The sequence below is a fragment of the Psychrobacter sp. JB385 genome (genome assembly GCF_900163785.1).
Classification (GTDB): Bacteria; Pseudomonadota; Gammaproteobacteria; order Pseudomonadales; family Moraxellaceae; genus Psychrobacter.
This window is the reverse complement of record NZ_FUKN01000013.1, coordinates 535402-547695: the sequence shown is the minus strand read 5'-3', so window position 1 is coordinate 547695 and position 12294 is coordinate 535402. Positions and strand designations below refer to the sequence as shown.

12 protein-coding genes are annotated in these 12294 nt (G+C 39.6%); 7 read left to right on the top strand and 5 right to left on the bottom strand.

Annotation, left to right across the window (positions count from 1 at the left end):
- Positions 1-428 precede the first annotated feature (428 nt).
- The 3 genes from lipB to CZ794_RS09575 all read left to right on the top strand — a co-directional run bounded on the left by lipB (position 429) and on the right by CZ794_RS09575 (position 2653).
- Positions 429-1289, top strand: a complete 861-nt coding sequence (gene lipB / locus CZ794_RS09585) for a lipoyl(octanoyl) transferase LipB (protein WP_087041370.1) — start codon at positions 429-431, stop codon at positions 1287-1289.
- A 209-nt stretch (positions 1290-1498) separates the two neighbouring features.
- Positions 1499-2029 carry an inorganic diphosphatase gene (locus CZ794_RS09580; protein ID WP_087041369.1) on the top strand — a complete coding sequence of 177 codons (531 nt, stop codon included), beginning with the start codon at positions 1499-1501 and terminating at the stop codon, positions 2027-2029.
- A gap of 156 nt (positions 2030-2185) precedes the next feature.
- On the top strand, positions 2186-2653 hold the full coding sequence (locus CZ794_RS09575) for a hypothetical protein (RefSeq protein WP_087041368.1): 468 nt from the start codon (positions 2186-2188) through the stop codon (positions 2651-2653).
- Between the two features lie 6 nt (positions 2654-2659).
- Here CZ794_RS09575 and CZ794_RS09570 read toward each other — a convergent pair whose 3' ends face one another.
- Positions 2660-3346, bottom strand: a complete 687-nt coding sequence (locus CZ794_RS09570; protein WP_087041367.1) for a hypothetical protein — start codon at positions 3344-3346, stop codon at positions 2660-2662.
- 211 nt (positions 3347-3557) lie between these two features.
- On the opposite strand from CZ794_RS09570, the gene CZ794_RS09565 reads away from it, so the two are divergent.
- Together CZ794_RS09565 and CZ794_RS09560 are read left to right on the top strand one after the other, a co-directional pair.
- The gene (locus tag CZ794_RS09565; protein ID WP_087041366.1) at positions 3558-4250 is read left to right on the top strand and encodes a thiopurine S-methyltransferase; all 693 of its coding nucleotides are present in this window, start codon (positions 3558-3560) and stop codon (positions 4248-4250) included.
- A 288-nt stretch (positions 4251-4538) separates the two neighbouring features.
- Positions 4539-5267, top strand: a complete 729-nt coding sequence (locus CZ794_RS09560; protein WP_087041365.1) for an AAA family ATPase — start codon at positions 4539-4541, stop codon at positions 5265-5267.
- A gap of 127 nt (positions 5268-5394) precedes the next feature.
- On the opposite strand, the gene CZ794_RS09555 is transcribed toward CZ794_RS09560, so the two are convergent.
- The gene (locus tag CZ794_RS09555) at positions 5395-5952 is read right to left on the bottom strand and encodes a MepB family protein (protein ID WP_087041364.1); all 558 of its coding nucleotides are present in this window, start codon (positions 5950-5952) and stop codon (positions 5395-5397) included.
- Positions 5953-6181: 229 nt separating this feature from the next.
- Here CZ794_RS09555 and CZ794_RS09550 point away from each other — a divergent pair, with 229 nt between their 5' ends.
- Complete coding sequence (locus CZ794_RS09550; RefSeq protein ID WP_087041363.1) at positions 6182-7174, top strand: GNAT family N-acetyltransferase; 993 nt, start codon at positions 6182-6184, stop codon at positions 7172-7174.
- A 221-nt stretch (positions 7175-7395) separates the two neighbouring features.
- Here the strand turns inward: CZ794_RS09550 and CZ794_RS09545 are convergent, their stop codons facing one another.
- A complete protein-coding gene (locus CZ794_RS09545) occupies positions 7396-8283 on the bottom strand; it encodes an SDR family NAD(P)-dependent oxidoreductase (RefSeq protein ID WP_087041362.1) in 888 nt (295 codons plus the stop codon).
- Positions 8284-8468: 185 nt separating this feature from the next.
- On the opposite strand from CZ794_RS09545, the gene CZ794_RS09540 reads away from it, so the two are divergent.
- Complete coding sequence (locus CZ794_RS09540) at positions 8469-8867, top strand: DUF1622 domain-containing protein (RefSeq protein WP_087041361.1); 399 nt, start codon at positions 8469-8471, stop codon at positions 8865-8867.
- Between the two features lie 19 nt (positions 8868-8886).
- On the opposite strand, the gene dusB is transcribed toward CZ794_RS09540, so the two are convergent.
- Positions 8887-9918, bottom strand: a complete 1032-nt coding sequence (dusB, locus tag CZ794_RS09535) for a tRNA dihydrouridine synthase DusB (RefSeq protein ID WP_087041360.1) — start codon at positions 9916-9918, stop codon at positions 8887-8889.
- Between the two features lie 118 nt (positions 9919-10036).
- Positions 10037-12082, bottom strand: a complete 2046-nt coding sequence (locus tag CZ794_RS09530; RefSeq protein ID WP_087041359.1) for a BCCT family transporter — start codon at positions 12080-12082, stop codon at positions 10037-10039.
- Positions 12083-12294 lie beyond the last annotated feature (212 nt).

Sequence of the window (12294 nt, the reverse complement as noted above, 5' to 3'; positions counted from 1 at the left end):
CTGATCATGGATAGTGTGGTCGGTACTAATCATTTATCTTCCTTGTTATATTATATATTGGCATTGATACGTTATATTGGGTGAAAGATGCCGTATCTCTAGGGACTTTCTCAGTTAAAATATCCTATGACTAATAACTTCTAAACCTATCAATATTACCGAGATTTCCTTCATTATACTTCAATGTAGCGTATTGAATACTCAATGAACAGCACATTAAACTGACTGCTGCGTTTGTGACAAACAAGTCTTCATTCAACATATAAACTAATGATACGACACTCTTTTGTCGCAATTGCTCTATACGTATTGACGATATCAAAAATAATCTGCTAAGAGATATATTTGGGCGTTGCTCTTTAAAACTGCTACACTAAATATCGGTAAATCATACTTCTAAATCTGACAATAATAAGACCTTTATTCTCATGCAAAACCCAATACAGCACCTCAATGACACACTAATCAGTAGATCCATCTTAGCAGCTGACTATGTGCCAACGCTCGATGCCATGCTAGCACGTACGCTCGCACGTATCGATTTAAAAAAACAGCAAGGGACACGTACGCCTGATGAATTATGGGTTGTGGACCATAATGACGTGTATACGCTTGGACAAGCAGGTAAAGAAGAGCATATCTTGCAGCGTACTGATACGCCAATTATCAAGACCGATCGCGGTGGACAGGTAACTTGGCATGGTCATGGGCAGCTGGTTATTTACTGGTTGTTTGATTTGGACAGTTTGAACTGGAGTGTGCGTAATCTGGTTTCTCACGCTGAACAAGCCATCGAAGACGTCATCAATGAATGTTTGGCGTCGTCATCTTCGAACAGTATCAATGATGACAGTACTCACATCAGTGCGCATTCTCGCCGTGATGCGCCTGGTGTTTACTTATATGCTGATACAGCCAATCAGGTGACTAGTGATAGTGATGCGTCTACGACATTCTCTCCCGATGATAAAATTATGCTGGGAAAAATGGCATCATTAGGCTTTAAAATTAAACATGGCTTTAGTTATCATGGGATTGCGATCAATTTAGATTGTGACTTATCAGCATTCAATGCGATCAATCCTTGCGGATACGCGGGTATGCAAATGCTGCGTCTGTCGGACTTTGTGTCGATGCATCGCGATGCTCATGACCATGGAAGCGACAGCCAAATTAATGACCAAAAGCGCGCTTCATTGAGCTACGAGCAAGTCACACAAAAGCTCATTGATAATATTGCTAAGCGTCATGCTGGGCTGATTGAGTTGAGAGCGATCGCACCAAAGTAACTCTTTGAGTCCATTTTTGCATAATATCGTGCGCGCTTGGACTTAAGCATTATGAGAAAAATTGAACCAAACTTGTTATAATCGCAACCGGAACAAAAATAAGGGGCAGCGACCATATTGTATAGACAGTATTATAGTGCTCGCAGATGAACCCTTTAACCATTACTTATTATTCAAACATTCTAAACAAAAGAAAATTGGAGTATTCCATGGCAGATTTTAATAAAATTTTAGACGCAGGCGATGTAGATGGCGGCATCATCAACGTCGTAGTAGAAATCCCAACTGGTAGCAGCCATAAAATTGAGTGGAATCGCGAATTGGCGGTATTTGAGCTTGATCGTATTGACCCACAGATTTTTGCTAAGCCTTGCAACTATGGTTTTATCCCACAAACGCTTGACGAAGATGGTGATGAGCTTGACGCATTGATTTTGACTGAACAGCCACTACCAACTGGCATCTTCCTAAAAGCCAAAGTCATTGGCGTGATGAAGTTCGTTGATGATGGCGAAGTGGATGATAAAATCGTTGTCGTACCAGCTGACGACCGTGATACTGGCAATGCGTACAACAGCCTAGCTGATCTGCCAAAACAACTAATCAACCAACTAGAATTCCATTTTAGCCACTATAAAGATTTGAAAAAAGCAGGTACCACTGTGGTTGAATCTTGGGGTGATGTTGCAGAAGCCAAAGAAGTGATTAAAGAATCTATCCAGCGCTGGAAAGATCTATAATCTACCCAAGCTTGATATTTATGCTCGTACAGATAAATACGATTCAAATACCGCCGTCACTATCGTGACTGCGGTATTTTTTTGCTTGAACGTGACTAATATAAAATGGTTATAATAAAACATTCTCTTTACCCCTACGCTGCTATAAGGAAAATCATGTTCAATCCTGACCCCAGCTCGAAATCAGCCAGTAAAAAACTGCCAAAAGCGGTCATCATGATGATCGAAAAAAACAACCTAGTCATGGCCATCAAGACATTGGCAGCCGATGAAAAAATCAGTATGGATGAGGCCAAGGTACGAATTGATGCCTACGAAACCCAGCTAAAGGTACAGCAGCAGCAAAAACTCAATACCATTGCCAATAAACAAGGCATCTCTAATCATGCTATTAGCTTTGATAGAGAACAAGAGCCTAATGAGGATGCAGACCCATTGGTAAAGAATCGTGTCAAAACCACCAAGTCACATCAAGATTTTCAAACATTGCAGACAGGCGTTGACACTCGGCTCAAGGATTTGGGCTACAAAAAGCCACTCATACCCTATTGGCTAAAAAGAGTACTGGTCATTGTAGTGATTATGCTAGGTATGTTTTGGATATTATGGCGGGTGTTTGGGTAAAATATACTACGCTAAATGTTTGAGCATCATATAAGCGATTAGGTAAGAAATCATACATCCAAATACAAAATAAAGAAGGGTGTGTAGAACGGCGCGCAAATAACTGATGTGGACAACCATTACAATGTATTTAACCTGAACGATTATGTACCAAAGTAAGCTGACGAATAGCAAGCCCAATCCTAATATCTGTAAAGCTAGCGTATGAGAAGCCGTATAGATGAAACCAAGCGTTACACCTAATGCGTAAGGGGCAATCAAAAAACATTGTATAAAAAACGGTGCACGCAAAGTTTCTCTGTCTATGCTGATTCGTTGCATATTCAACAACCCTAAAGAGAAAATGAGCGACCAAACGCTATAGTTTAGTGAACGAAACATGAGCGTGTTTTGGATACTCCCAAAGACAATATGACCAATATCTCCAGTCTGCGTATTATTATTTAAGAATGCCTGATTATGGTTGGCAAGCGCGAACCCGTATAAGATGATGAGTGTCAATATAAGAAATAAAGGGGGACTAATGGCATCCTTAAACTGTGCATCCTGTTTAGCCAGCTCCTGCTTGGTATAATCCACCATTTTGAGCGGATGTCTCAGCACACGCCATAAAGTACGTGGATAAAAGAACAGCCATGTGATAACTTCATACAGCAATTCATCTAATGAACGCAGAATTTTAAGAAAGTCCATATCTTCTACCTCTTTTCCATTAATACGAAAATTTGGAATCTATCAAGACCCTGCGCAGTTTGATAGAAGCTCTATCAGAGAACATATCGAATACCAAACTGACTATTATTTTTTGAATAAATTGATACTATTAGACACCTATATACCGCTAATCATATCTAAGTCTACCTCTATTATCTAAAGTTAATTTTTAAAAATAAAGATCAATGTTATGAACACTGAGTTTTGGCAAAATGCATGGAAAAATAGCCAGACTGGCTTTACCCAAAAAAGAACCAATCCAATGCTAATAGAGCACTTTAAAGTTTTAAATGTACCTAAAGGTGGGCGTGTTTTTGTACCTCTATGTGGTAAAAGCATAGATATACTATGGTTTTTAAGTGAAGGTTTTGAGGTTGTCGGTGTTGAGTTGTCAGAAATAGCAGTCACCCAATTTTTCGCTGAAAATGGCTTGCAGGCGACAATACCGCCATACTCAATTACACCCAACCTGATCTGCTATCAAACTAAGCACAAAGGCCAGAGTCTCAAAATATGGGTAGGTAATATTTTTGATTTGAGTTCTATTCACGTTGGACAAATAGATGCTATTTATGATCGCGGCGCCCTAGTTGCTTTGCCAGATACTGAGCCAGAAAATCTACGTACACTTTACACGCAGAAAGTTATGGAGTTGAATAATACAGCAAATCAACTACTGTTATCGTTTGCTTATGATGGAAAAAAGCAACGTGATGACAAATATAATGATTTACCACCTTTTTTAATAACACAAACTCAACTCGAACAATACTACGCCAATTACTACGATATACACTTAGTTGCACGAGAAAAATTGGAGTATGTTTCTACCGCAGGTGACTCAGGCTATCGTCTCGTTCATACGCTCATATCCAAAAAATAGAATCAAGGATAGTATACTCAGTTTGCTATTATTTGAAGTTTAGTAGCAGTACAAATGAGCAGTTAGAACTAGAAATTCTAAATGTTCTAAAACATAGCAGGCGGATTTCATTCGATTTTGGGTAAACTCACAAAGGATACTTATAAAGAATGGACAAGTATTTATGATAGAAAATAATGCACACCGTCTGCTAATTCTGTTTTTCTAAAATCTATTTCTTTATAGACTAGCCTAGTCCATTATCTTTAGAAATAAATATTTTCGCTAATTTTCTTAAGGATTAGCTTTATGTATGAAAATGCACCTATGTTGAAAAGAATAGACTTATTAAACACTATCCCTCATGATTTTCCGTTTATGCATCTATATCCCTTATGTTTTACAAAAAATATCACTGTAATTACTGGCGAAAACGGAGCTGGCAAATCAACTATTCTAGAGGCTTTAGCAGTCAAACTGGGGTGCCCTGCCGAAGGTGGTTCTATAAATTTTCATTACGAAACTGAGAATACGCATCTGGATTACACTAAACATCTGAGAATCTCAAAAAGCGGTAAAAAAATAGAAGATATTTTCTTTTATAGATCTGAAACTTATTATAACCTTCTCACTGAAATGAGAAATCTGGACTCAGAATTAAGTTTTGATCCTAAAATAAATAGCTACTATGGAGGTAGGGATCTACATACCATCTCACATGGAGAGTCCATGAGAGCATTATTCTTTAATCGTTTTAGAGGGGGAGGACTTTATATACTCGATGAGCCCGAAGCATCATTATCAATTGCAAGCCAGATTGATTTTGTCGAGAGAATTATACAGTTAGCAAAGAAAGGGGCGCAGTTTATCATTGCTACTCATTCTCCAGTTATCATGCTGATGCCCGATATTGACCTTATTCAAATAACAGAAAATAATTATAGGTACGTGGATTTTATAAATACGAATACCTATTACTTGTATAAAGAAATATTAGAAAGTAAGGGCGAGTTCCTGAAAAATATAATAAACACGTAATGATTTATCAAGTAAACATAGACTAGGCTTTTAGCTCAGCTGATGTACATCTCAAAAGTATCAATAGCCAAGTATTGGGAATTGATTACATTTCGAAAGATCAAGGAATTGGAGTACTTTGTTATTATCATCCCAGTTTTTTAGTAAAAGACTTTAAATCTGCATCGCTACTCTCAAAGTCAAAAAAGCACTTCGTCTGCCAATTTTTTGTTCGTTTGGCTTGAGCAGCGGTTGGATTTGTCCAAGGAGCATATACTCTCATCGCTCTTTTACCAGCCTTTGCTTCTTCTGAAAATACGCCTTTTTTAGCTAGAAGTTGTGCACTAAAAACGAAAACTCCAAAATTAGTACCCTCATTAGCAGCTATAATTACCCAGTCCACCCCATCCTTCAGGTCAATTGGCGAAATCTCACTGTTAGGATGTTCACGCTTCCATATTGTCACAAATTGACCAATTTTTTTTGGTGTAGTTTTCGCTTGTCGATAAATTATCCTCTGGCCATTCAGTGTAAATTTAAGTGCTCCATACTCTATACTTTCTATTTCAGGCTCAACATTTTCTACTGCATATCCTGCTGGCTCAAATAACTTTCGCAATACAAGATTAAATGATGCTGGAATAATGTCTGAAGTAAGATTTTCAGTACAAGAAAAAGTTTCTTTGGGCTGATTAAGTTTATTCATAAAAATTACCCGTATTCATTTAGGCTGTTTCTCAGAGAGTTTTGATAATAAGTACTTTATTGTAGATACAGTCTTACGCAAGCAACTTTAAACTGCCTAGAAAGTATATTGTGAAGCACACTGCAACTATTTAAATAGCTCAAAACCAGTGAAAGTAGCTAACTGGTTTTGAGTTGTGCTGTTAAAATCGTATCTATACGCTACATACTTTTTATAAATTAGGCCAAACATGACAAAAATAATTGAATCGTTAATACAAGCAAAAGCTGATCAAGCACCGTCACTATTGAAAAGGATATATACTAAAACAGATCTGTATAAGCAATGTGCTCATGAACTTCAAGAAGATATAGAAAGACTGGAAAGTGATCGCTTGGCATTATTATTTGCGCAATACGCGTCCATTACTGGTCGGCACCCCTCAGAATACAAAACCCGTTTAATTAACTGCGATAATGGCAATATTGCATTATGTGGTATTCGCTTTCGTGGTATGGATATCTCTCAGCCATTTGTCACTGTAACGGCTACGCTAAAGCCACTCAGTATAACTAGTATGAATGTATTGGTAGATAATATCTCAAAGTCATTTGAGGGCTTCAAGCCTCAATATATACAATTCTATGTGCCAAGCTATTTAGATATAGAGCCTGCAAACTTTTCTTCAGCCCACTGGGACAATCGTATACTAGCAAATTCTTTGGATGTGCTAAATGAAAACGCAGAACAAGATATGGCCTATTGTGCTGATAAAAAATATGAGCTCTTATCTACAAACTCTCTTAAATTTTATAACCAGTATGTCATGGCATATAACAAATTGCTCGATGAATTCCCGCAACATGCTTTGATGATGGAGCTAAAGCCGATAGAGGATATGAGAATTTGGGTGGATCAAGGCTTTGTTCATCTATTATATGTTAACGATAAATTAGCAGGAGTCATCATAGTAGAGCCTGATAATAGCTTAGGAATGACAGGCTTTTATATTATTGAGAATATTATATTTTCTGAATATAGAGGACAGGGTTTGGGGAAATGGATGCAACAGACTATGATATATCACTTGGCTAATGGTCAAGGTAGACAATTAGAAAGACCCAAAACTGATATGTTGTTTGGAACGATTCATTTTGACAATACCTCAGCCATTCAGTGTGCAAAAAGCGTCGGGCGTTATGATATCGGAGGGTATTTGTGGGTGGCAACTGGTATCAAATAGGATAGTGAAAGATTTACTTTTTTTTATATTTAACTTCTCATAAAACTTACTTTAATAGAACCAGAAAAAAGTCATATGAAAATAGATCATTCTGGTTTGCCTTACGTAATGCTGTTAATGCCCTACCCGTTTATATTATACGAACATTGCTATAAATGGGCGGGACATAAAAAGGATACCGTCGTATCCTTTTTGATTTCAGGGCTAATAACAATATTATTTTAATGATGCTCACCAGGAAGGATTCTGGCAAACGCACGCTGAGCAAAGTTTGGCTTGCTGTCAGTTGTCTGCGCCGCTGTCGAGCTTGGAAAGATACGATAGCCAATTGACTGCACACCGACGTTAAATGCTGGCATCAAAGAGTAGCTGGCTGAAGCAAACTTACCCATATTACTAGCAATACTGTTGGGCTTATGCACAATGGCTTTTGCGACCATCATTGCCGCTTCATCAGGCATCAACGCTGGCATATAACGATACAATTTGGTTGGTGCAATCATTGGTGTACGTACCAATGGCATAAAGATATTGGTCACTTTGATATTATCGCCTTTGACTTCGGCGGCCAAACAGCGACTAAATGCATCTAGTGCTGACTTCGATGCAACGTATGCTGCAAAACGAGGACTGTTTGCCAGTACACCAATGGATGAGATGTTGACAATTTGACCCGTTTGGCGACCAATCATAGTGGGCAAAAAACCAAGAATAATTTTGACAGCACCAAAATAATTAATATCCATGGTTCGCTCAAAATCATGAAAGCGATTGACAGATTCGTGAACTGAGCGACGAATAGAGCGTCCAGCGTTGTTCACCAATACATCAACATGCTTAAAGTCTTCAAGAATCTTTTTACTGGTTCTTTCGATATCGTCCATGTCAGTGAGATCGCATGGATAATAGCTGGCCTTGCCACCAAGTGTTTCGATATTTTCTTTGACCGTTTTTAGTTTGTCTTCAGTTCGAGCCAGCAAAATCACATGAGCACCGCATTCACTAAGCAAAAAGGCAGTACGCTCGCCGATACCACTTGAGGCACCTGTAATAATTATATTTTTACCTTTGACGGTTTTGGTAATTTTTTTCTTTGAGGGATTAGCCATAAAAAGTCCTTTTTGTTGTCCTGTGCCTATGTATATTCAGTTACAGCATAGCAAAAAAGTATATGATAAAGTGAATAAAACAACCAGCTCAAACGGTTAATTTGACTATTTTAGGCGCTCATAAAGCTATATGAGCGTTTTTTGCGTATTCGGTTTTTGTTTACTATTGATGAGGAGTGTATGTTTTGCTTGAATATCTTACCTACTATATTGATCTGGTGGCCAAAATTGTCGAGGTTATCGGCGTCTTGATTATGTTTTTTGGCCTATTTCTGGCTTTTTATCGAGGTATTTTTTCAACTCGTGGATTCAACCATGATACTTACATCGAAGTTAGGCAAACGGTTGGTAAGTCAATTCTGTTAGGATTAGAGGTGCTGATTGCCGCTGATATTATGGCCACTGTTGTCACAGAGCCGACTTTGCGCAGTATTCTTGTATTGGGTTTTATCGTCCTCATTCGAACGTTTTTGAGTCTGTCTTTACAAGTCGAGCTCGAAGGTCGTTTTCCGTGGCAAAAAGAAAAAACCGTACCCGAGAGCAACTCAGAGGCAGATCATGCGATCAAACCTGACCGCCCTTAATTTCTCCACCAACGTTTGATTACTCGTGCGCGTGCAAAAAAGCTTCAACCACCTGAAACTGACCCGCGGTACTTTCTTCGCCATACATTGCCTGCCTAAAGGCATTAGAATTTGGAATACCGGTTGTATACCAAGCGATATGCTTACGTGCTATCCGGCAACCGGAATATTCACCGTAAAAATCATAAAGCTCTTGTAAATGCGCCAGTACAATTTCTTTGATGTCGCTAACACTAGGCGCATCCAGCTTTTCACCTGTCTGCAAAAAGTGCCCAATATCCCGAAATAACCATGGCTGTCCTTGTGCCGCACGTCCAATCATCACAGCATCACAGCCTGTCAGCTCATAAACTCGCTGCGCTTTTTGTGCGCTATCAATGTCTCCATTGGCAATCACAGGAATGCCAATGCTTTCTTTGACATCACGAATCAGCTCATAACGCGCCTCTCCCGTGTACATGTCTTCACGCGTACGTCCATGAATCGCAATCGCCGCAATTCCTGCCTGCTCTGCGCGCTTAGCCACTCGTAAAATATTTTCACGTCCATTCTCAAAACCCAATCGGGTTTTTAATGTCACGGGAGCATCAACTGCATTCACTGCCGCATCTAACAAACGGGCAACCAAATCTTCATCTTGTAGGAGCGCTGAGCCTGCCAGTCTACGGCAGACTTTTTTGGCAGGACAGCCCATATTAATATCAATAATTTGTGCGCCATTATCAATCTGATAACGGGCAGCCTCAGCCAGTTTATCTGGCTCGGCGCCTGCTATCTGTGCAGAAATGGGTGCTATCTCATTGTCAAAATTGGCGCGATATAAAGATTTTTTGCGTGCATAAAGCGCTGTATCAGCGATAATCATTTCGCTGACCGCATGACCTGCGCCAAATGATTTACACAATCGGCGAAAAGGGTTGTCGGTGACACCTGCCATGGGCGCAACCATCAGACGATTTTCAATCGTCAAACCACCGATATTTAATGGCTGTAATAATGGATGGTCAGTAGCAGATAAAGACGGAGATACAACAGAAGAGTTATTAGACATAAAAAACGGCTTGTATCACGAGAGGGACAAGCCGTTATTCTAAGCAATCATACATAGAATGCAAGCTATTCACGTGAATAACTTGCATTGATGGACACTAACTTTTAATAATAAATCTTTACTTATCAAACACACTACCCTGCTCTAACGTGATATCTTCATCATGCTCCTGCATACGCCACGGCAGACTGTCAGGTGCCATGTTTAAGAAGTGAAGATATTTTTCGAACTGATCAATGATGTCGTTGATAATAGACTCTGGTTGATAACCATACAAATCATAAGTTTGACCGCCTCGGCGTAGATAAACCTCAGCACGATAATGATGCTCTTGTGGCACACCACCTGCCTTATCATCTATATAGTAATTGGGCACATCATACTCAGACAAACGAACCTCATACCAGAATTCAACATTATCGCCGCGTCTCAATTCTAGTACAGCACGATTATTAATTTCATCATAATTGACATCAGGTAGCCAGCCTGTTTCTGCAAACTTCTCTGCCACTTCATTCATCGATGTCAAAACTGTGCCTTTGATATAATTTAGCACCTTCTCGCGCGTTGGTTGATTGGTCATGTAATCGATACGATCACGCCATGCGTCGAGTTTGAGTAGATGAGGCGGCAGATGATTGTCATTGGCCAAACTTTGATTGCGATGTCCTTCAATCCGTAGCGCGCGCCACATACCAAATGTTGAGATCAATATGATAACGGCAAATGGTAATGCGCTGACAATCGCTGCTGTCTGTAGAGCGCTTAAACCACCTGCTATCAGTAAAACCGCAGCAACTGCACCTTCAGTTAACACCCAAAACGAACGCTGCCACCATGGTGTATCACTACGTCCACCTGCTGCCAGCGAATCAATGACCAATGAGCCTGAATCTGACGATGTGACAAAAAAGGTAATAATCAAAAGAACGGTTAACGAAGAAACGATCTGCGTGAATGGCAAGTTCTCTAATAATTTGAACAGAGCGATGGCTTGGTTATTTTGCACTTCATCAATTAATGATGTATAGCCATCGACCATGATCATATGTAGAGCAGTATCACCAAAGACGGCAAACCAGAAGAACGTGAAGAACGTTGGTACCAGCATCACACCAAGTACAAACTCACGAATAGTACGGCCACGGCTGATTTTGGCAATAAATAGACCGACAAAGGGTGCCCATGCAATGGTCCATGCAAAGATAAACAATGTCCAACTACCGATCCAATCGCTTGATTGATAGGCTTGTAAGCTAAAAGTACGCTCAACAATATTGCCCAAATAGCTGCCCGTATTTTCCATGAACGCGTTTAAAATAAATATCGATGGGCCAACGATAAATACGAAGATCATCAATGCTGTCGCTAAAAGCATGTTTAAGATAGACAAGCGTTTTACGCCCTTATCCATACCTGCTAACACAGATACTAAAGCTGCTGCTGTCACACCTGCAATAATGATAACCTGCACCGTCGTACTCACTGGCACCAAATTTGGCAATAAGTAATTCAGACCCGCATTAATTTGTGCAACTGACAGCCCTAGACTGGTAGCGATACCGAACATCGTACCCAAAATCGCAAACACATCTACCGTGTGACCGATAGGGCCATGAATTTTATCACCAATGAGCGGATATAGGGTTGAACGTACGGACAGCGGTAGTCCATGACGAAAAGAGAAATATGCCAGCGACAAACCTACGACGCCATAAATAGCCCAAATATGAAAGCCCCAGTGAAAATAGGCAATTTGCATGGCTTCTTTTGCAGCTTCAATGGTCTGCGGTGTAGACATTGGTGGATTGGCAAAATGTAATACAGGCTCTGCCACCCCGTAAAATAGTAAGGCGATGCCGTATCCTGCAGAAAACAACATAGCAAACCATTCAAGAAACTTGTATTCGGCTTCAGCATGGTCAGGGCCAAGCTTAATACTGCCATAAGGCGAAAACGCTAAGGCGATAATAAATAATAAAAAGATAGCAACTGCCAGCATATAAAACCAACCGAAAGTATCGGTGGTAAACGCCAGTACTGTACTAAATAACTCGCCAGCAGCTTCTGGATTAATAGCGGTGCCAATCACTAGCAAAAGCATAATGGCAGCTGCGGGTACAAAGACCGGCAGCAAAATGGTGGAGCGAGGTAATTTATTCATGAAAAAATGATTCCCTCAGAAAATGAATAATAAAAGTAGCAACTCCTTCTTCAAGTGAGCACTAATAAGTCATGTTAAATATGGAGCAAAGTTTATATAGTTGGCACAGTTTTTATCACAGTATGTCCCAAAACCCCAGATTATCACTGCTTTTGTAACAATATTTTAAGGAATATTACATCATGATTACCAAATAATAAAAAAGACAGCTA